This is a genomic window from Chryseobacterium sp. CH21, assembly GCF_004119445.1.
GTDB lineage: Bacteria > Bacteroidota > Bacteroidia > Flavobacteriales > Weeksellaceae > Chryseobacterium.
Genome location: NZ_QICI01000072.1, coordinates 73212 through 97070, shown reverse-complemented (window position 1 = coordinate 97070; position 23859 = coordinate 73212). Strand labels below are relative to the sequence as shown.

24 protein-coding genes, 5 tRNA genes and 1 pseudogene are annotated in these 23859 nt (G+C 36.6%); 9 read left to right on the top strand and 21 right to left on the bottom strand.

What is annotated here, in order from left to right:
- Positions 1–183: 183 nt before the first annotated feature.
- From BOQ62_RS16155 to BOQ62_RS16140, 4 genes are read right to left on the bottom strand one after another with little or no spacing between them, the layout of a single operon-like run.
- Entirely contained in the window at positions 184–1047 is an 864-nt protein-coding gene (locus BOQ62_RS16155) for a hypothetical protein (protein WP_129041084.1), read from the bottom strand.
- Between the two features lie 47 nt (positions 1048–1094).
- Positions 1095–1973: a DMT family transporter gene (locus tag BOQ62_RS16150; RefSeq protein ID WP_129041082.1), complete on the bottom strand. Its 879-nt coding sequence runs from the start codon at positions 1971–1973 to the stop codon at positions 1095–1097.
- On the bottom strand, positions 1960–2613 hold the full coding sequence (aat, locus tag BOQ62_RS16145; RefSeq protein ID WP_129041080.1) for a leucyl/phenylalanyl-tRNA--protein transferase: 654 nt from the start codon (positions 2611–2613) through the stop codon (positions 1960–1962). The genes BOQ62_RS16150 and aat overlap by 14 nt, the downstream gene beginning before the upstream one ends.
- A gap of 60 nt (positions 2614–2673) precedes the next feature.
- Positions 2674–3051 (bottom strand): DUF3127 domain-containing protein, encoded by a 378-nt coding sequence (locus BOQ62_RS16140; protein ID WP_129041078.1) that lies wholly within the window; start codon positions 3049–3051, stop codon positions 2674–2676.
- 179 nt (positions 3052–3230) lie between these two features.
- Here BOQ62_RS16140 and BOQ62_RS16135 point away from each other — a divergent pair.
- The 6 genes from BOQ62_RS16135 (at position 3231) to BOQ62_RS16110 (ending at position 4715) form a co-directional block, all read left to right on the top strand.
- A tRNA-Leu gene (locus BOQ62_RS16135) sits at positions 3231–3312 on the top strand.
- A gap of 4 nt (positions 3313–3316) precedes the next feature.
- Positions 3317–3392: transfer RNA gene (locus tag BOQ62_RS16130), tRNA-Gly, on the top strand.
- 6 nt (positions 3393–3398) lie between these two features.
- A tRNA-Leu gene (locus BOQ62_RS16125) sits at positions 3399–3482 on the top strand.
- Positions 3483–3603: 121 nt separating this feature from the next.
- Positions 3604–3685, top strand: a tRNA-Leu gene (locus BOQ62_RS16120).
- A 78-nt stretch (positions 3686–3763) separates the two neighbouring features.
- A tRNA-Leu gene (locus tag BOQ62_RS16115) sits at positions 3764–3847 on the top strand.
- A gap of 163 nt (positions 3848–4010) precedes the next feature.
- On the top strand, positions 4011–4715 hold the full coding sequence (locus tag BOQ62_RS16110) for a hypothetical protein (protein ID WP_129041076.1): 705 nt from the start codon (positions 4011–4013) through the stop codon (positions 4713–4715).
- A 124-nt stretch (positions 4716–4839) separates the two neighbouring features.
- Here the strand turns inward: BOQ62_RS16110 and BOQ62_RS16105 are convergent, their stop codons facing one another.
- The 14 genes and pseudogenes from BOQ62_RS16105 to BOQ62_RS16045 all read right to left on the bottom strand — a co-directional run bounded on the left by BOQ62_RS16105 (position 4840) and on the right by BOQ62_RS16045 (position 17785).
- Positions 4840–7047, bottom strand: coding sequence for a peptidase domain-containing ABC transporter (locus tag BOQ62_RS16105; protein ID WP_129041074.1), 2208 nt, complete (start codon positions 7045–7047; stop codon positions 4840–4842).
- Entirely contained in the window at positions 7044–8033 is a 990-nt protein-coding gene (locus BOQ62_RS23445) for a thiopeptide-type bacteriocin biosynthesis protein (protein WP_410494213.1), read from the bottom strand. Before BOQ62_RS23445 ends, BOQ62_RS16105 begins: the two co-directional genes overlap by 4 nt.
- Positions 8034–8072: 39 nt before the next feature.
- Positions 8073–8498, bottom strand: a pseudogene (locus BOQ62_RS23910) (lantibiotic dehydratase); the annotation flags it as partial.
- Between the two features lie 46 nt (positions 8499–8544).
- Positions 8545–10143 carry a lantibiotic dehydratase gene (locus BOQ62_RS16095; protein WP_129041070.1) on the bottom strand — a complete coding sequence of 533 codons (1599 nt, stop codon included), beginning with the start codon at positions 10141–10143 and terminating at the stop codon, positions 8545–8547.
- Positions 10124–11071, bottom strand: a complete 948-nt coding sequence (locus tag BOQ62_RS16090; RefSeq protein WP_129041068.1) for an LLM class flavin-dependent oxidoreductase — start codon at positions 11069–11071, stop codon at positions 10124–10126. The genes BOQ62_RS16095 and BOQ62_RS16090 overlap by 20 nt, the downstream gene beginning before the upstream one ends.
- A gap of 1 nt (position 11072) precedes the next feature.
- Positions 11073–12230, bottom strand: coding sequence for a lanthionine synthetase LanC family protein (locus BOQ62_RS16085; protein ID WP_129041066.1), 1158 nt, complete (start codon positions 12228–12230; stop codon positions 11073–11075).
- Positions 12230–13402, bottom strand: coding sequence for a lanthionine synthetase LanC family protein (locus BOQ62_RS16080; RefSeq protein ID WP_129041064.1), 1173 nt, complete (start codon positions 13400–13402; stop codon positions 12230–12232). Before BOQ62_RS16080 ends, BOQ62_RS16085 begins: the two co-directional genes overlap by 1 nt.
- A gap of 80 nt (positions 13403–13482) precedes the next feature.
- On the bottom strand, positions 13483–13647 hold the full coding sequence (locus BOQ62_RS16075; RefSeq protein ID WP_175579922.1) for a class I lanthipeptide: 165 nt from the start codon (positions 13645–13647) through the stop codon (positions 13483–13485).
- Between the two features lie 62 nt (positions 13648–13709).
- Positions 13710–13889 carry a class I lanthipeptide gene (locus tag BOQ62_RS16070; protein ID WP_076595230.1) on the bottom strand — a complete coding sequence of 60 codons (180 nt, stop codon included), beginning with the start codon at positions 13887–13889 and terminating at the stop codon, positions 13710–13712.
- 52 nt (positions 13890–13941) lie between these two features.
- Entirely contained in the window at positions 13942–14121 is a 180-nt protein-coding gene (locus BOQ62_RS16065; protein WP_089693423.1) for a class I lanthipeptide, read from the bottom strand.
- A gap of 54 nt (positions 14122–14175) precedes the next feature.
- On the bottom strand, positions 14176–14355 hold the full coding sequence (locus BOQ62_RS16060; protein WP_076595230.1) for a class I lanthipeptide: 180 nt from the start codon (positions 14353–14355) through the stop codon (positions 14176–14178).
- 55 nt (positions 14356–14410) lie between these two features.
- On the bottom strand, positions 14411–14590 hold the full coding sequence (locus tag BOQ62_RS16055; protein WP_076595229.1) for a class I lanthipeptide: 180 nt from the start codon (positions 14588–14590) through the stop codon (positions 14411–14413).
- Positions 14591–14678: 88 nt separating this feature from the next.
- Complete coding sequence (locus BOQ62_RS16050) at positions 14679–17075, bottom strand: outer membrane beta-barrel family protein (RefSeq protein WP_129041062.1); 2397 nt, start codon at positions 17073–17075, stop codon at positions 14679–14681.
- 125 nt (positions 17076–17200) lie between these two features.
- Entirely contained in the window at positions 17201–17785 is a 585-nt protein-coding gene (locus BOQ62_RS16045) for a hypothetical protein (protein ID WP_129041060.1), read from the bottom strand.
- Positions 17786–17910: 125 nt separating this feature from the next.
- On the opposite strand from BOQ62_RS16045, the gene BOQ62_RS16040 reads away from it, so the two are divergent.
- The gene (locus tag BOQ62_RS16040; protein WP_129041058.1) at positions 17911–18669 is read left to right on the top strand and encodes a response regulator transcription factor; all 759 of its coding nucleotides are present in this window, start codon (positions 17911–17913) and stop codon (positions 18667–18669) included.
- A gap of 19 nt (positions 18670–18688) precedes the next feature.
- On the opposite strand, the gene BOQ62_RS16035 is transcribed toward BOQ62_RS16040, so the two are convergent.
- The 3 genes from BOQ62_RS16035 to BOQ62_RS16025 all read right to left on the bottom strand — a co-directional run bounded on the left by BOQ62_RS16035 (position 18689) and on the right by BOQ62_RS16025 (position 21838).
- The gene (locus tag BOQ62_RS16035; protein WP_129041056.1) at positions 18689–19435 is read right to left on the bottom strand and encodes a ThiF family adenylyltransferase; all 747 of its coding nucleotides are present in this window, start codon (positions 19433–19435) and stop codon (positions 18689–18691) included.
- 205 nt (positions 19436–19640) lie between these two features.
- Positions 19641–20267 (bottom strand): helix-turn-helix domain-containing protein, encoded by a 627-nt coding sequence (locus BOQ62_RS16030; protein ID WP_129041054.1) that lies wholly within the window; start codon positions 20265–20267, stop codon positions 19641–19643.
- A gap of 278 nt (positions 20268–20545) precedes the next feature.
- The gene (locus BOQ62_RS16025; protein ID WP_129041052.1) at positions 20546–21838 is read right to left on the bottom strand and encodes a DUF389 domain-containing protein; all 1293 of its coding nucleotides are present in this window, start codon (positions 21836–21838) and stop codon (positions 20546–20548) included.
- A gap of 186 nt (positions 21839–22024) precedes the next feature.
- On the opposite strand from BOQ62_RS16025, the gene BOQ62_RS16020 reads away from it, so the two are divergent.
- A complete protein-coding gene (locus BOQ62_RS16020; RefSeq protein WP_129041050.1) occupies positions 22025–22393 on the top strand; it encodes a hypothetical protein in 369 nt (122 codons plus the stop codon).
- A gap of 38 nt (positions 22394–22431) precedes the next feature.
- Positions 22432–23847 (top strand): PLP-dependent aminotransferase family protein, encoded by a 1416-nt coding sequence (locus BOQ62_RS16015; protein WP_129041048.1) that lies wholly within the window; start codon positions 22432–22434, stop codon positions 23845–23847.
- The last annotated feature ends 12 nt before the right edge of the window (positions 23848–23859 follow it).

Sequence of the window (23859 nt, the reverse complement as noted above, 5' to 3'; positions counted from 1 at the left end):
AAAAAGTAAACAATTTAGGATATAAAACAGCTAAAAGACGCATCGCTATGGAACTTCGGGATATGATTACCGCAATTTTAATAATATTTGCGGGGGGTGATCCTGCAAAAGTCTTCAAAACTTAAAACATAAAAATGGTCGGAAATTTCTTCCGACCATGACTAGCTGAAATGCAGGTTTTTTTTATTGAAAATTATATTCATAAACAAATTTATCAGGAGCACTGCTGGTTGGGTTTCCATTGATATCCAGCGTTTGTCTGTCCTCTACAGATGGGTAACCCGCACTATTAAATGTGGTTGTGTATTTATGGGCACTGGTGCCGCTACCTGTTCCTCCTCCGGCGGTAGTATTGGTGAACTCACCTTTGTAAGTGCTTAAAGAGTTTTTTATATTTGAGAATAACATGCTTACCCCATCACTTTCATTTCCATTGAATATGATTTTATCAAAGCCTTTTATATTTTTAAAAGGATAGTTTTTGTCCGTGTAGGTATAAGTCTCTTTCTCAGTGTAATTAACCGTATTTCCATTAACGGTTCCTGTTCCTGAACCTACGTTGCTCACCATATTTCCATTGTTATAAGTAAATACGCTGTTAATGGTAGAAGAACCTGCAGCTCCGGAATTGGTTTGCCTTTTTACACTAATCTCAGTAGTACTAGTATAAGTATAGGTAAATGTAACTGTATTCTCTAATGCTCCGGTGGTAGAATATTCTTTTGTAACTGCTGTTGCCATACGTCCGCTATTATACCCGTATTCAACTGTGCTTTCAAGAACATTATTTTCGTAATTTTTAATTCCCGTAACATAATCATCAGTATAAGTGAACTCAATTCTTTGTCCATGATTAATGTTGTTAATCATGCTGATGATTTTGGTTCCATTGTAATTGATTTTCATGACAATGCCATCCTTCGTCATTTTTGTAGGAAGAATCACGTTCTGAGCAGATGGATCACTGTTGTCAAAAGGAGTGTCATCGGAACTGTAGCATGAAGTTGCAGATAAGGCTAAAATGCCAAAAAGTAGAAGTTTTTTCATAGTTATAAGTTAAATCACCCAAATATAATTTAATTTATAATATGATTTTATTTTTTTGGATTTGTTCTTAAAAATATAAGCCCGCCAATAATAATTCCTGCTCCTATAAATTGTAAATACGTCAGTTTCTCACCATCTATAATTCCCCAGATAATAGCCACAATAGGCATTATTAAAGTAACTGTAGAGGCAAAAAGGGGAGAGGAAACTTTCAGTAAACGGTAATTCATCGTCATTGCCAGACCGGTTCCGAAAACAGATAAAAGACTCACAAACATAAGTCCCATTAGATTATCCCTGGAAAAGCTGAATTCCGAAAAGAATCCCGTACTTGTTAATGCTATAACGGATGGAAATAATAATACAAATGAAAATACAAAAGCAGATAAGACCGTGGAGGAAACTTCCATAAGCTTTGATTTTACAGTCGTTGTACTCATTGCATAGCATAAAGTAGCCAATAACAGCAGCAAAATCGGAATCATTTTCAATTCCCCGCTGTCACCACCGCCAAAAGCCAGAATACAAACTCCTGTGAAGCTTATTAATGTCCCTATAATCTGTTTTTTAGTCGTTTCGAATTTCCATACCAACGCACCTACAATAATCACGAAAATAGGCATCATGGAATTGATAATTCCCGCAATACTACTGCTCACTTCAGTTTCCGCAATCGGGAACAAAAACATAGGAATAAAATTCCCTGTAAAAGCAGCCAAAATTAGCCACTTCAGATGTTTTTTAGGGAAAAGTTTATAATTGGAAATCGCAACCGGAAGTAAAATAATCCCGGCAATAAGAACCCTTAAAGAGCCTACCTGATACGGATTAAAATGCTCCAGAGACTTTTTGATCAAAATAAAAGACGATCCCCATATAATACTCAGGATGATCAGAAGAACCCATTTTTCTTTATCTGCGTTCATTATTTTCGTGTAAGATTTTTAGAAACTCTTTTTTAGGAATCATTTTTGCACCCAGGCTTTCAAGGTGCTCGGTATGTGATTGACAATCAATAAGTTCAAACTTGTTTTTGTTGCTCTCTACAAAATGAATAAATCCTGCTTTGGAAGCATTGCTCACCTTAGCAAACATGCTTTCGCCACAAAAAACGTTCCCGATTTGTAACCCATAAAAACCACCTACAAGCTCTCCGTCCTGCCAAACTTCAATGCTTTTGGCCAGTCCATATTCATGAAGTTGGATAAAAGAATCCATCAGTTCATCAGAAAGCCATGTTCCTGACTGTCCTTTTCGTATTGCCTGCTGACAATTTCTGATTACTTCCCTGAAATTTTGATTTTCTGAGAAAGTAAAAACATTTTTGTTCAGTATCTTCCTCATTGATTTTGAAACCTTCAGCTCTTCCGGAACCAGAACAAATCTCGGATCCGGGCACCACCAGAGAATTTCTTCTCCAGGATTGTACCAGGGAAAAATACCCAGCTGATAGGCAAACCAAATGCGTTCTACAGACAGGTCGCCGCCAAAAGCAACTACTCCCTCATGGCCCTCATACAGTTCAGGGTCAGGGAATGAAATCTCGTTTTCGTCTAATCGAACCATTTTTTAGAAAAAAAATCCCACTTCAAAAAGCAGGATTTATATTTGATCTTTATTCTTTAATTAGAAAGGCAAATCATCATCATCGTCTCCGGCAAACGGATTTTCGTTAGAAACTGGAGATGCTGACTGCTGTGGCATAGCCTGAGTAGGTTGTGAAGCATTCTCAGAAACTTTCTCTACTCTCCACCCTGTAATAGAGTTGAAGTATTTCGTTTCACCCTGAGGAGAAACCCATTCTCTACCTCTGATATTGATTCCTACCTTTACGTTTTCACCTTCTTTAAGGTTATCTAATAAACTGATTTTATCAGACAAAAATTCTATGTTTATCGGCTGTGGATACTGTTCCTGGGTCAAAATAACCATTTCTCTTTTTTGAAACCCGCTCGCAAATGTTTGAGCATCAAAAAGTTTCTTTACCGTTCCTTGTAATTCCATATCGTAAATATTAACGATGTAAAAGTAAGAAAATGAAATGTAATAAAAGGTGCCGTGAAAAAAAAATGTGGAATTTTTAATTTTTTTTCCTGAAAAGTTTGGTGCTAAAGGAAATTGTCCTATATTTGCACTCACAAAAACGAAGCAAGCTCTTTAAAACTTACAGTATAAAAAAACCAGCGGATGTGGTGTAATTGGTAGCCACGCCAGACTTAGGATCTGGTGCCGTGAGGCGTGGGGGTTCGAGTCCCTTCATCCGCACTATGCGAAAATAGCTCAGCTGGTAGAGCACAACCTTGCCAAGGTTGGGGTCGCGGGTTCGAATCCCGTTTTTCGCTCCACACCATGCCCTGGTGGTGGAACTGGTAGACACGCAGGACTTAAAATCCTGTGTCCGCAAGGACGTACGGGTTCAAGTCCCGTCTGGGGTACAAGACCCTCTGTAATATCTTACGGAGGGTTTTTTGTTTTAATAGAGAGTGTTCTTTTAAATAAAAATTTTATATTTGTAAGAAATATAGCCGGAATCTGTAAAAAGAGAATGGTAAATCTGCGGATGTGGTGTAATTGGTAGCCACGCCAGACTTAGGATCTGGTGCCGTGAGGCGTGGGGGTTCGAGTCCCTTCATCCGCACTATTCTAAAAGAGTCTTTTAGAATTATTTAAGAAGGTTGGAATCTCTGGTTCGAATCTTTTTTTTTACCCACACCATGCCCTGGTGGTGGAACTGGTAGACACGCAGGACTTAAAATCCTGTGTCCGCAAGGACGTACGGGTTCAAGTCCCGTCTGGGGTACAAAGCCCTCTGTAAGAGATTACGGAGGGCTTTTTTTGTTTTTTAATATGAAAATTATCGCACTCGTTTTTAGGATCTGATTCATTATAATTTCAAAATACTGTACCCAAAAGAGAGAGTTTATCATGTCTTTTGGTACATTTGCCTCAGAAAAAATAAAACCATGAAATTATTGAATATGATGGCAATCGTTAGTATGATAGCTACTTCTAACCAATTGCTCTCACAGATATCCAGCGAAAAGAATGCCCTGCAAATTATTGAAAAAGCCATTCAGGCAAGAGGAGGAAAAGAGCTTTTAAGCAGTATAAAAACCCTTTATTCCAGGTCAGAAACGGTAATGGACGGGCGAAATGTGAATTGGATTACGAAAGAAATGGTACCCAATAAAGGAAGTTTTGAAATCGAATATCAGGGAAGAATTGTTTACAGATCTTGGTTTGATGGTAAAACAGGATATGAGCTGGTGAACGGAGAGAGAAAGTTGGCTGATCCAGCTGAATTTAAGGATAAAGCAGACAGAAAGTATATTATAAATGAACTGGCTTATATAGATCCCAAACTATACAAGATTGAACTTATTGAAGAAAATCCTGATAAGCTCTATTATAAAATAAAAGAAACGTATGTAACAGGTAAAGTCTCTTATCTTTATTATGATATAAAATCATTCTTTCTTAGCAAAGAAGAAACGGTTGAAAATGGAGAAAAAAATACCTTCTCTACAGTTTTGCAAAGTGATTATAAAAAATTCGGAGATCTTTGGAATGCTACCAAATCGACTTTTGTTTCTGAAGATGGTAACCAGGAAGCAACGCTTGTAGAGTTATACTATAATAAAAACATTGAGGATAAATATTTTAAATAATTGATTTACAATATTTTAAGACTAATGTAAAACCCTTTGTAAATATACTACAAAGGGTTTCGTTTTATTAAAATAAAAACCGTTTCACAGTTTGCGAAACGGTCAAAAATATATTGAGAGGTGATTAGTTGCCTAATTCAAGCTGGTTTTTAACAAGACTGTAGTAATCTGCTTTTTTGTTGACCAGCTCCTGATGGTTTCCTTTTTCAACAACGGCTCCGTTTTTCAGAACAATAATCTGGTCTGCATTTTTTACGGTGCTTAAACGGTGTGCTACAATAATTACCGTTTTTCCTTTGAAGAATTCCTGCAGGTTGTCATGAATGATCTTTTCATTTTCGGCATCCAGCGCAGAGGTTGCTTCATCAAAGAGGATAAAATGCGGGTTTTTGTACACTGCTCTTGCAATAAGAACCCTTTGTTTCTGACCTCCGGAGATTCCGTTGCCGGCAGCCCCTATTTTAGTACTGTATCCTAACGGAAGATTATCTATGAAGGAAGAGATATTAGCTACTCTTACCGCATTTTCCATCTTTCTGGTATTGATTTCCACTTCGCTGGTAGCAATGTTTCTTTCGATGGTATCGGAGAAAATAAATCCGTCCTGCATTACCACTCCGTAGTTTTCTCTGATGCTTTTAGGAGAAAGGGTAAGAATATCGTCTTCGTTATAATGAATGGTACCTTCAGTAGGATTATAGAACTTCAACAGTAGTTTCATCAATGTTGTTTTTCCGCTTCCGCTGGCTCCTACAATGGCTGTAACTTTGCCTTCAGGGATAAACAGGTTGACATCTTTTAAAACAAACTGAGATTTCGGCCCTTCATACTGGAAAGAAACATTATTTAAGGTAATCCCTCTCTCTTCATCTTTTGAATAAGTATTGCCTACTTCCAACGCTTTCATTCCCTCTTTTTCTTCTTCTTCGTGATTCTGAACTTCATTTAATCTTGAAAGACTCAGTTTCGCATCCTGTAAAGAGCGGAAGAAAGAAATCATTTGATTAACAGGTGAGTTTAGCTGTCCGATGATGTAAGATATTGCTAATAATTCACCAATGGTCATATTTCCTTTCACAACCTGCAATGCAGCAAAGAACGTAACGAAAATGTTTTTCAGCTGGTTAAGAAATTCAAATCCGGAAAACTGATACTGATCTACTTTTAGAATACGAAGGGTTGTTTTGAAAAGCTTATTCTGAATCCCTTCCCATTCCTGTCTTTTATAGTCTTCGAACTGATTTAATTTCATTTCAGAAACTCCGTTCAGGATCTCATAAACGCTTTCCTGGCTCTGACCTTTTTCACGGAATCTGTAATAATCCAGAATTTCTCTTTTTTTCAGCCAATATTGGGCCCAAACTAATGATAATGCCGTTAGAGAGGAATAAATAAGTACAATTGTAACATTATAATACCAAAGCACTCCGAAAAACACAAGGAAAGTCACCATAGAGAAGAAGGTCATAAGGCTTTGAGAGGTAAGAAAATCTTCTATTCTCTCATTATCCTGGATTCTCTGGGTAAAATCTCCCTTCATTTTGGTATCAAAAAAGCCCATTGGAAGCAGTAACATCTTTTTCAAAAAGTCTGAAATAATGGATATACTGATTCTGGTTCCGATATAAAGCATCAGCCAGTTTCTGAGAATTTCTATGGTGATGCTTCCTAAATATAAAACCACCTGGGATACCAAAATGATCGTAATAAGATCTACATCTTTTGTGTTAACTCCCTTATCAATAAGTGTTTGCGTAAGGAATGGGAACACAAGACTCAGGCAGCTTCCGATAAGCAGCATTCCGGATAAAAAGAGGAATTTGTTTTTGTGCTCTTTGAAATATTTCATGGCAAAAGAAATACTCAGTTTATCTTCTTCCGGGAAGGTTTGCTGGTAAAAGCTGTTGGTAGGGCTTACAAAAAGGGCAATTCCGGTTTCTCCGTCAGACAGCCAGCTTTTAAGGAAATCTTTTTCACTCAGCCAGATTATTCCATGGCTTGGATCTGCAATTTTGTAGCGTTTTTTTCCTGAAATAAGGCTTTTCTTTACGTCAAGAAGCACCACAAAATGGTTTTTATTCCAGTGAAGAATACAAGGCAGGCTGCCGTTTTCGTCCAAAGTCTGCAAGGTAAGCTTGGCAGGATAGGTTTCAAATCCAATATCTTCGCACAGTTCACTGATACTCAGTAAGCTAACTCCTTCTCTGGATAGGTTGGCATTTTCTTTCAAAAAATGTAACGGAATCTGCTTGCCAAAGTAGGAAGCCACCATTGCGATACATGCAGGACCACAGTCCATTTGGTCGTGTTGAGGAATAAATTTTAGCTTCATGATACTAGATATTTTCTTTTGCCGATTTTCATTTTATAATACTTTTCTACGATGCCGTAGATGATCAGTTCATGCATTCTGTGTCTGGATCTTACCAGTCTGTTGATATGCATGTGAATAAAACTGCTCACTAATCTTTCTTTCTGAATAGTCTTGAGCTTTTCTATTTCCTTACAGTTTTCTGTGACCGCATTGACAAACTCTGAGAAGTATGGATTCTCATCTGTTTCTACAATTTCACTGATGATATTCAGATTGCTTCTGTATTTAAGGTCGAGCTGCTTTTTCAGGTTGCTGTCTACATTAAACTCTTTCTGAAACTGGTTGTAAATCTTGTTGATGACTTCATATCGTTTATCCAGATCCAGATTGAAAACATCGAAATAAGCGTCAATACTTTTGATGGCATATAACCAGAGATCATCATTATTTGGAACATTTTTCAATAGATTCACGGTCAGTTTACTGTCATAGTGGAAGATATGTTCTGCGGTCTCGATAAATTCACCTTCATATCTTTCATATTCTCTGTCGTAGGTTCCCATTTCCACTTTATTAATGATTCCTTCGCTGATATATTTATCGAAATAATCGTTGAAAGTAGTGATGATCTGGGCTGTATTGGTGAGGTTATCGTCATTGATTTCCAGTCTTAGTCTGATGTGGTTATCAGGATCACTGTACCTGATGTAGAACCATTTTTTGATCAGATCCTCCTCGTTGAGCTGGGTTAAAAGCTCCGGGAAAACGTCCTGTAATATTTTGTCTGAGAACTTGTTTCCGCAATAGATTTTATAGTAAAGCCATTTGTTTCCGGGGATGAATTTATTGTCAGCAATATTGGCATTGAAAAGATGCTGGTCAAGCTCAGTTTTAAATGCAGTATAGCTTCTGTTGATCATGGGAATGATAATCTCATTGTTGAACTCATCTGCCTCAAGATCGTAAAGACATTCTGTAAGCGTTACCATTTCTTTAGACCTCAGTTCTTCTACCAGGAATAATAAAAGGTTGCCATTTTCCGTGTCGATCAGTAACTTATTGTCTCCCTGAGAAATAAAGAAATATCGGTTTACTTTTTTATCGGAGAGATATTCTTTTACTTTTTTAATGCTTTCCGTGTTGTTTTTAGCCTTTATTCCTGATACTTCATTCTGATATACTCTCCATAAGGCCGGTGTAAAGATGATATCATTACCAAAGGTGATGCGGGGAATATAATCATACATCAGGTAATTGGTATCTCCAATATTTAAAACCAATGCGGTGGAAACATCCTGATGCTGAAGATCACATAAGAACTGATACACAGGAAGCGAATTATAATCAAAATTATGTGCAGTAGAATGGAAGATTTTTACTTCTTTATTCAGTTCTTTATGGAATAGAACGATTCTTTTATCAATCATTTTAATGTAAAGGTCCTTCAGGCTGATAGTGTTTTCCGAAGCTGAAGGTTTCGTAAGGTAAGAAAGCTGGTTTCCTCTTTTACCTGTCTCAGAAGGATATTTCCCGCTCTGTTATCTGGTAAATGAAGCAGTTCTGCGTAGATAAATGATCATCATTTTGTTCTTCTTTGATGATTCTGTTCATCGGGGCAAGAATTTCTTCATCTTCATTAGAGAATCTGGCGATAAGATTGGCTCCGCTGGTACCTCCTACTGAAGAGATAGCAATTTTATCAGACGCTTTTTCTATCATTACTGCAATAGATCTTGCAAGGCTTACTTCATCTGTATTCTGAAGGCTGCTGATATCATGCTGGCTAAGGTCTATGGACGTTTCTCCGTTGATATTGGCTTTATTGATGAGTCTTCTCCAGAACTCATGGATCTTTTTATTGTAAGTGATAGAAAATGAATCCGTATCTGAATTCGGCCAGCTCAATGTATCCAACAGGGAAGAAAAATCATTTTCGCTGTTTTGTTCCTGAATATACCCTATACCGCTTTCGTTGTCCAATACTTCTACCAAAGGCACTAAACTTTCTTCATATCTTGTGTAAAAAGCGTTCTTGAATTTTTCTAAATTTTCATTCACCGTTTCGCTTCCTTTGTCCCAGAAACAAGATAAAGTGTTGATTCCTTTTTTGATTTTGGAAAGATCTTCTCTGGTCACCGGAGAGAAATCCAGGTTTCTTTTTAATGAAGAATTGATCAGGTATTTTCTGTCATATAAAATGGAAAACTGATTGGCAAGTGCAAATATTTCATTGTAATATTCCTGAGGCTGTCCAATTCCGGAGTTCAGCAGCTTCATATAGTCTTCCATTTTGATGAGGATTTCCAGATAAGCGTCCAGTTCAGGAGCGATGCCTTTTTTTGAATTTAAATAATCAATGATCTGGCACAATGGGGAATGTTCGTTTAAGCAGATATCGAAGTTGCTTTTGAAGAACTGCGCATCAATCAGGCTGAAGATATAATATTTTGCATCTTCTTCAGAAACTCCGTCTACGTTTTCCGCAACCAGAGCAACCAGGCTGTCGAATGAGTAAGACTTGTTGGCAGTGGTTTCAACCAGAAAATCCAGAAGTTCATCTTTTTCCAATGAGCTTAACGTGTAGACTCTTTTTTCATTTTGTACTGAAGTTTCGATATATCGGTAATAATCACCTAACTTATAGATAGAGTCATTAAGTTCATATTCGTGAACTTCCGGAAAGTCTCTGTTGATCAATGCAATAACCTGAAAAAGGAAAGACAGATCCAGCGTTGTATACCGGTGGATAGCATCCATATTTCCGGCTTCTATATTTTTATGTTCTGAATTCAGTTCAAAAGCAGAATGCGAAGCAAATGTTCCGAACGGAGTAGATCTGGTGGTAATTCTGATGTAGTATTTCAGGATAGAATTGTTTATTCTGTTTCTCTTTACCTGAGATAAAGACGGATCATCCTGGCATAATTTTGCCCATTCATTATACAGCTCATAAGAAGCTAAGAAAACAGATTCTCTGAAGACTTCATCATTCCATAATTCAAGCACAAAATGATCAAGATCTGCTGTATTTTTCGGTATGTTGTTATATTGTCTGAATGAGTACAAAGAGTTTCTCATAAAGCCAATATTAATGTTATCTAACTGCGTTTTCATGTTGAATAGATTGTAAATTGTAATGATTGCTTATCGTTTCAGCGTTTTCTATTTTCTTGTCACTGTCCGCTTCTGTATCATATAAAATGAATTCATCTACGCCCAGCTGTTCATCCAGTTTTTCAATGAGTTCAAAAAGCTCTTCAAAGTTGAGGTGGAGAATTTTAAAAGCTTCGGACTCATCGGCATCAGATTTTATTTCGTTTACTTCTGAGAGGTTGATGGCAAGTGCCAGTGAGGTTTGGGGAATAAACCCATTTTTCTTTTCAAATGCTTCCCTGTATCTGTTGATCTCTTCTTTTTTACCTTCAAAACTGTCAAGGAACTTTCCGTTTCCGTGAAATGCTGATACACAGTAATTTGAGTGTAAACTGACGGCATCATCCAGATTATTCAAAGAAGAAGAAAGATACCATAGATCGGGGATCAGGCCGCCGTAGGGAGGAATTAAGATTCCTTCTTTCTCGTTTCTTTCTGCTTCAGAATAGAAAAGCTCGTGGATCTCCTGGGCATTTTCTTTAAAAACCACTCCGGTACCTTTTTCAAGAATATCAGGATTTAAAAGGTTTTTCGTATGGTTACTTTCCGGGATTCCTTTGGACAGACCGAGGTCTATTCTCCCGTTGAATATATTGTTGATCAGCTTATAATTGGTAGCTACAGCATAAGGAGAGTAACTGGGAACTGAAGTTCCTGCTGAGCCTACTCTTATTTTTTCTGTCATTCCGGCAATCATGGCAATCACGATATCCGGGTTTGAAAAGGCAAGATTCTTAAGGTGGGAATAATGATGCTCTGCCAGCCAGAATCTGCTGTATCCTAATCTCTCTGCATGAAGGGCATAATCAACTACATCGTTAAGAGCTGTGATGGAATCTTTGCCGCTTCTGTATCCTAGTTCTAGTAATCCTATGCTTTTTGTTTTCATGTTACAGTAAAAATTTTAGGTATTTAGTTTTGTCTATTTTGTCATTCAGAGCAATCAGGGCTCCTGTTTTTCCAAAGAGTAAATTACTGTCCTGCTCGGTGAATGGCTGATCCAGTTCGTTTTCCAGGATTTCCAGTGATCTTTTCGTCCAGAAATTTTTTGCTTTTTTATATTCAGGATGGCTGTCTTTTTCATTAAGCTCATGGTAAAGCTGTACAAGTCCTGAGGTTCCGTGGCAATACTGGATAAATTCTATTCCTGTGTTGGCCATTACTTTCCTTTTTGTGGTTTCTAAACCCAGCTCGTGAGCCATTTCTGTATATCTGTTTTCCTGTAGTGTTTCTCCTGTTTTATACAAAAGATAAGAGAAAGAAAGATCACTGTTGCACCAGCAAAGTCTGTTATTATGGAAAGGCTTTAGCAGGTTTTGAGTTATTTTGTAATTATATGGTTTATATATTCTGGCATTTTCTACTTCGTGAACATCAAAATTGGAGATAATGAAGTCCAGGCAGTTGTTAATGATATGTCTTGCTTTATGCGTTATTACCGGAAGGGCTAAAAGATTATTAACAATAGAGAGGTAGCCATAGTTGAATCCTAAGTTAATACCATCTGCATAGCTGTCATTCAGCTTGTTTTCAAATGGAATGGGGTGAGAAATACATTCGTCATAAAGTATGTTTACGATTTCGCTGCTGTATTTTTCGTTTCCGATGGTGTTGAAATAGTGAAGATTTCCTATAGGTCCATCAAAAAAAGTATAATTGTTTTCATTCAGCATGGTGACAGACTGTTGGAAGATCAGTTCTCCGATGTCTGCAATCTGTTCATCAAAATCATCCTGAATAAGTCCGTCCTGTTTTAGCAAATTCAGAATAATGCCCAGTCCGGTCATTCCTTTGGATAGATTTGGGAGTGTGTATACATTGTTTTCTTTTTGCAGGTTACCATTTTCAAATACTTCTTCCAGGATAGCGCCTACTTTGTTCACATAGATATCATTTCCGGAGATTTGATACTGTGCAAGGAAATAAAGCAGAAGTCCCAGTTTTCCATAAAGCAATCCGTCCGGTAAATTTCCATAATCAAAATCAAGAAGCTTTTGATCGTATTCCTGAAGCAGGGTAGTGATGTTTTGAGATTGTAGAGTTTCCATTATAGATCGTAATTATAGAATGAAACGTAATTGTGATTGGAGGTCATGATATTGTTCATCAGATTAATACCAATTCCTGCGATGCCTTGGCCTAAGGCCATATTAATATTGTCGAATTCTGCATTGTAATAGGCATTGAATCCTGCCCATTGTTCATTTTCATTTTTCTTAGACTGAATAAGATGCTGGTGCCAGTACTCTTTGGCTTCCAGAAATACATCCTGTTCAGTAAGATGATAAAGGTTTTTATACAATGCGGATAATCCGGCAGAACCATAAATTAATCCTGGTTCAAGGATGGCAGACTGATCAGTGTCTTTAAATTTTGTAGTATTGATCAATATTTGTAGTCCTTTGTCGCAGTAGTCTTTATTGTTTAAAAGAATTCCGGCATTGTAAAAAGTGTATCCAATTCCTATTTCGCCGTAAGCCAGATTGTGATAATCTATATAAACCTCTTCAAAGGCATTGAACGGAAAAAGAGTGATATAGTCTGTGGTATTTTCTTTACAGTTCCAGATGAATGAAAGTCCTGTGTGAATAAGCTCTAAAGATTTCGGAGTGTAGATGTTATTTTTGAAAAGGAATAACAAATAGTTGATGACTCCTGTAGTTCCGTGTCCTAAGCCCAGTTCTACATAGGGATTTTCTCTATTGCGAAGATCAAATTTCCAGTAGCTTCCGCTTTCGTGAGTTTGAGTAAGCTCAATGATTTTATCCAGGGTGTTGTTTATCAGATGTTTTTTATCATCAGGATTTCTCAATACGAAATACTTGGCAAAACTTGGAAAACCGCTGGTAAGATCAAGATCTCCTTTCTCTGTTTTCTGGATCAGAATTTCTTCAAGAATTTCATCAATATTCTCCAGTAAAGAATCTATTTCGCTGTCTAAAACTTCCTGCTGTTTCAGGAATATAAGATATAATCCCAGCTCTCTTATTTCATCATTAAAATGAAGGCTTTTATAATCTTCTGTTAAAACAGACAGAGACTTTTCAATATAATGGGTTACCAGTTCTAAAGATTCCGATTCCTCGGTCATTAGATAATGATAATAATAGAACATTGAAGCACTTAGAATTCCGTTATTAAGACCTATTCCGGTAAGGGAAGCTTCTTTTTTACGGATGCATTCTTCTATTTCTGAGATGATTAGTTTTTCTTTTTGCATGATGTGAGAGCTGTGAGATTATATAATTTTTTTAAAAGAGGGAGAGAAGTTCATCCGGCTCCCTCTTTTATAGGAGAAGATTACTTTCTTGTTTGTACCACAGTGTTTCCACCGCAAGAGCACTGTCCACAAGATTGTGCTGCTGCCTGAAGGCTGTTTACTCCTCCTTTTAGGCTGTTCATTTGCTCTTCCTGTAATTTGCTGATTTGCTCTTTGTTGATTTGAAGACCCTTAGTTAGTTTCATTTTGTTCATGATGTTTAATTTTAAATGTTATTGTTTATTTTAAATGTGATTTGGAGTGCTGATTATTGAGCTGCTCTTGTTTTTACAATAGTGTTTCCACCGCAAGAACACTGTCCGCAAGACTGCGCTGCTGCCTGAAGGCTGTTAACCCCACCTTTAAGGCTGTTCATTTGCTCTTCCTGTAATTTGCTGATTTGCTCTTTGTTAATCTGTAAACCTTTTGTTAATTTAATTTTGTGCATGATGTTTAATTTTTAGATTGTTTGTATAAATATTTTCGACTTATTATGAGAATTACTTAGCAATTCTTGTTTGTACTACAGTATTTCCACCGCAAGAACACTGTCCGCAAGACTGAGCTGCTGCTTGTAGGCTGTTTACTCCTCCTTTAAGACCATTCATTTGCTCTTCCTGAAGTTTGCTGATTTGTTCTTTGTTGATCTGTAGTCCTTTAGATAATTTCATTTTGTTCATGATGTTTGATTTTAAATTGTTATTGTTTATTTTAAATGTGATTTGGAGTGCTGATTATTGAGCTGCTCTTGTTTTTACAATTGTGTTTCCACCGCAAGAACACTGTCCGCAAGATTGAGCCGCTGCCTGTAGGCTGTTAACCCCACCTTTTAGGCTGTTCATTTGCTCTTCCTGTAATTTGCTGATTTGCTCTTTGTTGATCTGTAAACCTTTTGTTAATTTAATTTTGTGCATGATGTTTAATTTTTAGATTGTTATTGTTTATTGTAAATGTGATTTGGATTGTGGATTATTGAGCTGCTCTTGTTTTCACAACTGTATTTCCACCGCAAGAACACTGTCCGCAAGACTGAGCGGCTGCCTGAAGGCTGTTAACCCCTCCTTTAAGGCTATTCATTTGCTCCTCCTGAAGCTTGCTGATTTGTTCTTTGTTGATCTGTAAACCTTTTGTTAATTTAATTTTGTGCATGATTTTAAAATTTTTAAAATAGTTGATTGTGGTTATCTTTTCAAGTCATAAAACCTTTATTGGACCCTACTTGCAAGTATATAGTTGATTAATTAATTCTGTTTCTTTCGTCCTCGTTTCCGAAGTTTCTCTGTTGTTCAGATTTCAGATTTTTGTTCCCGAATTTGTAACTTAAAGAAACCCTCACCCCTCTGGTGTCGCCATAGCTGCTGAAGTCTGTTTTCACCCCATTAGATTCGTAAGTGATTACAGGGCGCTGGCCGTTCAGAAGATCCATTCCGGTAACTGTAAGTGTCAGTTTCTTATCCAGAAGCAGGAATTTCATAGAGACATCCAGAATATTCATCGTTGAGATGTGGAAGATCTGATAACGTCCCGGAAGTTGAAGCCCATAGTTCGCACTGAAGAATATAGTTTTAGATTTATTCAGTGTGAAATCATTATTTGAATAGAAATAAGCATTGTATCCGTCTATTGAACTGATGAAATCTGTTTTGGATTTTACTTTCTGATAATTCACATTAAACCCTGTAAAGCTGTTCCACCAAGACCATTTATTGAAATTGTAATAGGTGGAAACTCCTACCTGATACGTATTGGCATAGTTCAACGGTGTACTTCTGGTGATATTTGTTTCAGGATCCAGAATAGACAGATCCTGGCTGAAATCCGATACCTGAGAATAATACACAGAAGATACCCACTTCTGATTTCTCACATAAGAAAACTCTATATTATCAATAATAGAAGGCTTTAAAAAAGGATTTCCTTCCGAATAATAATAAGGGCTTGTACGTACCACAAACGGATTCAGATAATCGAAATTCGGTCTGCGGATCCTTCTGCTGTAGTTAAGTGAGAATGAGTTTTTATCATTCGGATTATAAGTGACATATGCTGTCGGGAATAACTTCACATAATCATTTTTGTTGGTCTGATTAAGATTGTGAGAATAACCCGTTGTCTGTGTCGCTTCCATTCTTAATCCGGCCTGTGTTTCCCATTTTTCGCCCAGCTTTTTGCTTGCAGAAACATATAATGCTTCATTATGCTCTTTATAATTAAAGATATTCGACTGATCTGTATTCAAGACTGGAGTTCCGGTTTTATGATCCATAACCACAAGATCATTGTTCGTATTGGTATAGGTGTATTTCCCTCCGAAGCTCAAAGAAGCCCATTTCAGCGGCATTTCTACATCCACTTTCCCGGAGTAGTTTTCAATACGGTTCACATTCGTATTCGTAGCCGAGAAAAAGCTTCCCGGGAGAATATTTCTCAGAGGATCCAGCTCATTTCCTGCATAAAAGTTGTAATCACTCTTTCTGTAATGGAAATAATCAAAGTCCGTAGTGATTTTTGTGCCTGCAGAATCTAGCTTAAAAGTATTATACCAGTTAAGAGAATTCATATTAGGCTTATTATTCGCATCCACATCAGAGGTAATGTAGGAGTTAACAGCTCCTGCCGGATTAAACCTCGAGGTGAAAGGGCTGTTGGATGAGGTATTTCTGGTAAAACTGCCCAGATATTTTGCCCCTGTAGTCCATTTATCAGATATTTTATAATCTACGCCAAGCCCCAGTCCGAGATTGTTCTCTTCAGACTTATTTTTTACATTCAGAATCCATAGCTCATCAGGATAGTAGATTTTACTGTCTGATGTTGTCCGAAGTCTCTGAGAATTCGTATTGGCCGTTACCTGTAACGACAGTCTGTTTCTATTGTAGTTAAAAGCTCCCTGAAGCCCACCTCCTGCATAGGTTTTCTGAGTATAATTACCTCCGATGTTGGCATTCCAGGAATTCGCTTTTCCTTTTTTCAGTTTGATATTGATCAGCCCGCTGTCTCCTTCTGCATCATACTTTGCTGGTGGAGTAGTAATCACTTCAATAAACTGGATATTGTCTGAAGGAATAGATTTTAATAAACTTGACAAATCATCCGGAGACATTCTCTGAATACGGTCGTCAATCATGACCAAAACCTCTCCTTTTCCTACAATGGATACCTTTTCATCCTGAATACGAACCAAAGGAGTCGTTTTTAAAGCATCTATTGCCGTTCCTCCCGTTGCTGCAACCGAATTTTCCACATTGAAGACAAGACGGTCTATTTTTCTTTCTACCAGCTTTTTCTTTTTGGTTAGGCTGATGGCCTGGATCTCCTGGCTTTCCTGTTGGTTATCTTTTATAGTATAGCTTCTTGTAATTTCGCCTTCTATATTTTCATTTCCTTCGTATACTTTGCTTCCGTTCAGGAAAAATTCCATTTTATAAGAATCTGCTTTGGGAAGTTTTATAGAGAAAAGCCCATTTTCATCAGTCATTGTAGAGAACTTATTGTCTCCTGCCAGGAGGATAACCTCTACATAAGAAATATTTTTTGCCTTTTCATCAGATACTTTACCGGAAATACTCTGAGCGTTAAGGTGAACGCCCATTCCTATGAAGGATAATAACGGTATTAAGTATTTCTTTGTCATGTCTTTTGTTTTATATTTCAAATGTAGAATGTTGTGGTTTGAAAGAGGCTACACGCAAGTGTAGTTTTAGGCCGTTTGTTGTAATACTACACTTTGGTGTAGGGCGCTAAGCTCATGAGTAGACATTAATGATAGTTCTTATCAAGGAAATTTTTTAGCCCGTTATAAGTAAGCATTACAGGAATGGTTTCAGAACCCAGATAATGGATAGGCTCAGCTAATGTAACAGCTTCAATTCCCATTAGCTTAAGAACTTTCAAAAGCTTCGCATCACATTCAGCGATAGCAACAGAATTTTTGTTACAGCAAACTTCATTGATTGCATAAGCCATTAATGTTTTGAAAATTCCAAAACCCGTTTTATCAATTCCTTTTTTAATAGCAAATCTTCCGATATGCCAGATGTTGGTTGTTTTGTTTTTGATAAAAGAAGAAGGATTGATATGGAAAAGTTTTTCCAGGGGAAGTATATCCTTATGGTTCCATTTAAAAACTCTTATAGAACCATTGATCTTACCATCGTGATCTCTGGAAACAAAAATCTTAGACTTTTTAAAGTTCTTCTCTTCATGATAGATCTCCTCTACTTCAGCCTTAAACTGATCGGTATCAGAATAACTTTCATGATGATTAAAGTTTTCGGTAACAACAAATTCTGCTAATTCGTATAAGTTTTTATTACTTAAAGAATAAAAGTTAAGATGTTCCATATTTTTTTTATCTTTATGGTAAAATTATTACACTGAATAGTGGGATATGCTACACTTTAGTGTAGATTCCTTAAAGTCTACACTAAAGTGTAGTAACCTAAAAACTGTACCTTAAAAACTGAACTATGGAAGAGATTGGAAAATTCTTTTCAAATAAAAACAGCATTGCAGCGATCTCAGAGTCAGAGAATAACCAGACTTCTGACTACCTTGAGGTCATTAAAGCATTTGCGAGAATCACTTACATGAGTCTGTATGTCATCGACTATCAGAAACAAAACTTTGAGTATGTATCAGATAACCCATTATTTCTTTGTGATCATACTCCTAAAGAAGTAGAAACCATGGGCTACGCTTTCTATTTCCGGCACGTGAAAAAAGAAGATTTGGATCTATTGTTTAAAATCAATGAAGTAGGGTTTGAATTTTATGAAAATCTGCCGGTGAATGAAAGAAAACTATATACCATTTCCTACGATTTTCATTTAGTGAATGAAAGTAAAAACACCATCCTTATCAACCACAAGCTTACCCCTCTTTTCCTTTCATCAGAAGGTAAAATGTGGAAAGCTATGTGTATAGTCTCTTTATCCCATAACCACGCCTCCGGAAATATCTCTATTGTAAAGCAGGGAACAGATGAAATCTGGAATTATGATCTGAAAGATAACAGATGGATCAAAGAAGAAAAAGTAAAGCTCTCGGAAAGAGAAGCCGAAATTTTGCGGTTATATGCCCAGGGACTTACCATTAACGAAATTGCCGATAAGATCTATGTAACAGGAGATACCGTGAAATTTCACAGAAGAAAACTTTTCGATAAAATGGGAGTAAGTAATATTACAGAAGCATTATCTTACGCTACCAATTACAAACTGATCTAAGAGCATAGCGCATAAGTAGCTATTCGGAAATAGCATTCATATAGAACTGAGGAAAAGTTTTGTAAGGCTTTCCTGTGGCTATTTTGAACATGACGTGAGTACACATTCCGGCAACAATCCATGAAGCGATGGCCAACTGAGGAGGAGGAAGATTTTCTTTTTCCTTCTTATAGTCGTCAATAATATTTTCAAGCCACTCGTTGGGAGTTCTCCAAAACCGCAGATAGCCGGCAATGTACTCTACCATTTTCAGTTCGTTAAAATTATCATCAGAAAGGATGTCCAAAGGAAGCCCATCAGGTTCCAGAACAGCTACCAGACCTCCCCAGCCAAGATTGTAAGGATGCAACACATGTATTCCTCTTTCCTGGCATATTTTGTCAAAAACAACGGGAATATTGCTTGAAAAATCCAGTGCATTAATCGCAATATCATGATCTCCGATTATTTCATGAACATTATCAGGCGTGATAAATTCACTCCGGTACCGGATATTGGCATCCGGGTTAATGCTTTTTAACCGGTGGTATAAGGTTTCAGCTTTATAGGAGGAAATATCCTGATGGGTATAGTTTTGTCTATTCAGATTAGACTGTTCAATAGTGTCACCATCCACAATGGTAATATTTTCAAAGCCAAAACGAAGGGCACATTCGGCAATATTGCTGCCAATTCCGCTTCCTGCAAGCAAAATAGAAAAATCTTTTATTGCTTGTTGCTCTTCTTTCTGTACGTATAACCTGTTTCGAGAATATTTTGTTTCCATTGCTTCTATTTTAATACAAAAATAGGTGGATGTGTAGTAATTCTGACTACACGATAGTTTAGTTTTGATCCTGAAAATCAAAATAAAAGCATGCAAAACATAGAGTAAATAAAGGTTTTTTTAAGAATAATATTTTCTATTATTCATTAAATGGTGATTAAAATAAGGTGTAAAAGCAATTACAGATCATTTTTTATCTGATCTATTAATTCTTGACTTTATTTTCAAGATTTTCCAGCCTTTTAAAAATATCGGTGAAAATATTTTTATCAGCTGTAGAAACGTAGCCTACAATCTTATAATATTCCTGATGATCTGTGTTTTTTATTTTAATTTCAGAAGCATATTGAAGATGGCCGTCTTTATGGAGTAAAAGATTGGATAAAGAGTCATTTTTTAAATCAGACTTATTTAAAAATATAATGTCTCCGTAGTTATATTGAGCAAGCAATTGTTTTTCAGAAGTAAATTCATAAACCAAATCCACGGATGCTAATATTTTTTGCAATATTAATGCGTTTGGGTTGTTTTCTTCTGTTTTTGTCTTTGGTTCTTTGCTGTTTTGAATAGCCAGCTCTGGAAAAAGCATAAGCTGGTTAATGTCAGAAACATTTGCCAGATGGGTTATATGAATGGTTTCGGTCAGTAACTCATCAAGAGTAAGGTTAAAATAATGGGCTACTTTTAATAAGGTTTCAATCTTCGGTTCGGCACGTTCTTCTTCATAAGAACTTATGACTCCTCTGTTTAGATCAAATAAATCAGCAAAAGCTTTTTGGCTTAAACCCTTTATTTGTCTTATTTTTTTAATATTAGCTCCAAAAAAGCTCATTTTGTCTAATTCTTTTTGCAAAGATAGAGAATCTGGAATGAATGACTGCTAATAATATTTGCATTTTGAAGATTTTATATTTATGTAGAGAAAATAAAACACTCAACCAGCCATCATGAGAAATCAAATATTCAGAACGGTCAAAGAATAGTTGTTAGATTATGAGTTTAACATCACGTTGAAAGATGAGACTCAGAGAATCTTAATGATTGAAAAAGAAAATTTAATTTTTATCATATAAAAAACGGCATCTATTCATCAGATGCCGTTTTCATTTTTTATTGTCGGATCACTTTAGCATTTTTGTCAGACAGCTTTTCAGATATCCATTGCTTCATTTTTTCATTCTGCTCTTTTTCTTCTTTATCAGATTTATATAGAATAACAGTACTTACATTTGCGCTATCTGTATTGGGAAAGTTGGTGACCTTTCCAATAGAAATATTATGAAAGTCCGGAAAAAGAATATTAATTTCCTTGATAAGGCTGGAATCTTTTACTGTATACCTGTCCAGCTGCTGCCTGAGGCTGTTTATGACAAGATCTTTTTCAGAGACAACACTATTCCGTTGCCCCAATTCGTTAAGTATTTCCGATTTTATATCGGTAGCATCTTGTTTGATAATAAGTTCTGTATTGGAGATCCCGAGATTCTTAAGCTTTTGATTGATGGAATCAAGCTCGTTCTTATTAAATTTTTGGGACAAAAAGGCGAGTTCTATTTTTTTGGGTGAAGTATGGTAGTTAACCTTCTTATAAATCATCGTATATCCCTTTTGAGTAAACTCAGTGTTGATAAAATTATCCACGTTTTGGCTGAACTTCTTTTCATTCAACAGATTATATGCTAAATATGAACTGGGCACAATCATAATAATAATTAATGCTGTGATTCCAAATCTTATCTGTCTTTCATATTTCTTGTCAACAAGTTGAATGGGCGCATACTTAAGGTATTTTATAATAAGAAAAGTGGCAATACAGATGAAAAAACAATTGATCGTATAAAGATAAAATGCTCCTATAAAATAACTCCATTTGCTCACAGAAAGAGCATATCCTGCAGTACAGAGAGGAGGCATTAAAGCCGTGGCAATAGCTACCCCAGGAACAGGATTTCCTTGCTTTACTCTTGTAATGGCAATAACCCCTACAAGGCCGCCAAAAAAAGCGATAAGTACATCATAAATATTGGGAGAAGTACGGGCAAGAAGTTCAGACTGAGTTTCTTTAAAAGGGCTCAGGGAAAAATAGATAAATGAAACCAATAAACTGACTATGGTAGCAATTAAAAGGTTTTTCATTGATCTTTTAAGAAGCTGAAAATTGTAAGTTCCCAATGCAAATCCCGCTCCCACAATGGGTCCCATTAAAGGTGAGATAAGCATGGCTCCAATAATAACTGCTGTAGAATTTACATTCAGTCCTACAGAAGCAATAACAATGGCGCATGCCAGAATCCAGAGATTAGAACCACGGAAAGAAATATTTTCCGTAACATTCTCAAGAACTTTTTGCTTTTCCTCTTCGCCAAAATGCAAATTAATGAAATTAAAAAATTTTCCCACCATTGAATTATTATTTGGAATAAAAATACAGAATTATCAATAACCTTTCCAATTCTTAATATATGGAAAAATGAAAAAAATTGAAACAGTATGGAATTACCGTATTATCTGTACCCATAATATTCTATAGTTCTGTATCTGTATCCAAAATTAAATAGTCCATAATTTTGTTTAGCTAAAGAAGAAAATATGGAAACAATCATTCAACATCAGAAACAGTTTCAATATGCTGAAGCTTATGTCTCAGACATGTTGGTGCTGAAAAATATTTTTCTGGAAACCCAGAATCTGAGGAAAGCAAATCAAAACTTCGGTCTTCCTTTTCTTTTGGCTAAAAATGGAAGGGAAACTTTTGCTTTTGCCAGCCTTATCATTAATGAAAAAGATGAAATCTCTTTTAAAATCTATGATAAAAACAAAATGGCTGAATCCGAAAAGAGAAACTTCTTTTCCGGTGCTGAAAGATATTTTAAAAGTAATAATACACCCAATTTCAAGGATCCGGAACAATTAAAAAGCAGTATCAGCAGTATGATCAGCTGGCTGAATCCTGAGTAAAGACAGGATAAAATTGTACATTTACTTAAAACCATACTATGTCTAAAGATGTTCTGTACCTTAAAATAGCCAATTCTGTCACAGAACAGATTAAAAGTGAAACCCTGCAGTTTGGAGACAGACTGCCTTCACTGAGAAGTGCTCAGAAATTATATAATGTGAGTCTAAATACCATAAAGCAGGCTTATATGGAACTGGAAAGCCGTTCTCTGGTAGAATCACGCCCTAAACATGGATATTATGTAAGCCAGACCTCTCAGAGAAAACTGGCGTTGCCATCCGTAGCTCAGATGAAGGTTTCAGAAAAAAAGAATACACCACAAGACCTTATTGATAAAGTATTTGGAGTAATTAGTGGAACAGATATTACGCAGTTTGGATTGGGAATTCCAGGGAAAAGCCTTCTTCCGGTAGCCAAGATGAAGAAGTCTATGATTGATGTAATGAAAAGGAAGAGTGATAGCGGAACCAATTATGAACCCGTACAGGGAAGTGAAGTATTACGCCGGGAAATCGCCAAATGGTCGATGGTTATGGAAGGAAAAATAACAGAAGATGATCTTGTTATTACTTCCGGAGCGATGAATGCTGTTTATAATTGCTTAATGGCCGTGACGCAACCAGGAGATTCGGTGGCGGTGGAAAGCCCTGTGTATTTCGGAATTCTTCAGGCGATTCAGTTGCTGGGACTGAAGGCGGTAGAAATTCCTACCCATCCCCTTACGGGAGTGGATCTGGATGCTTTAAAGAAAGTACTTCCGAAGCTATCCGCATGTTGTTTTGTGGTAAATTATAATAATCCATTAGGGTTTCAAATGCCTGATGAGAATAAAAAAGAGCTGGTTAAAATGCTTACCGAGCACAATGTTCCTTTGGTGGAAGATGATGTTTATGGAAATATCTATTTTGGCGCAGGAAGACCGAAACCCTGTAAGTTTTATGATGAAGCAGGAATTGTGATGTGGGTAGGCTCTGTTTCCAAGACATTGGCTCCAGGTTTTAGAGTAGGATGGGTAGCTCCGGGAAAGTTTAAAGAAAAAATTATCCGTCAGAAATTGGTTCAGACGGTGAGTGGGCCTTCTTTATTTTCAGATGTGATTGCAGATTTCCTTGCCCATGGCCGTTATGATCATCATTTGAGAATGTTCAGGAAAAAGTTGTACGCCAACTACCTTCAGATTCAGAAGTCGGTGATTGAATATTTTCCAGATAATACAAAGATTTCAGAACCGAAGGGCGGTTTTATGCTCTGGCTGGAATTGGATAAGAGAATCTGTACAGAAGATCTTTATGATTTGGCTGTAAGCCAGAAAGTAAACTTTGCGCCCGGAAGGATGTTTTCACAATACAATCAGTATCAGAACTGTATGCGTCTGAATTATGCATTAGAATGGACAGACAGAGTGGAAAGTGATCTGGAAAAGTTGGGAAAAATGATAAAAAACAGAATTTAATAAACCTTATAG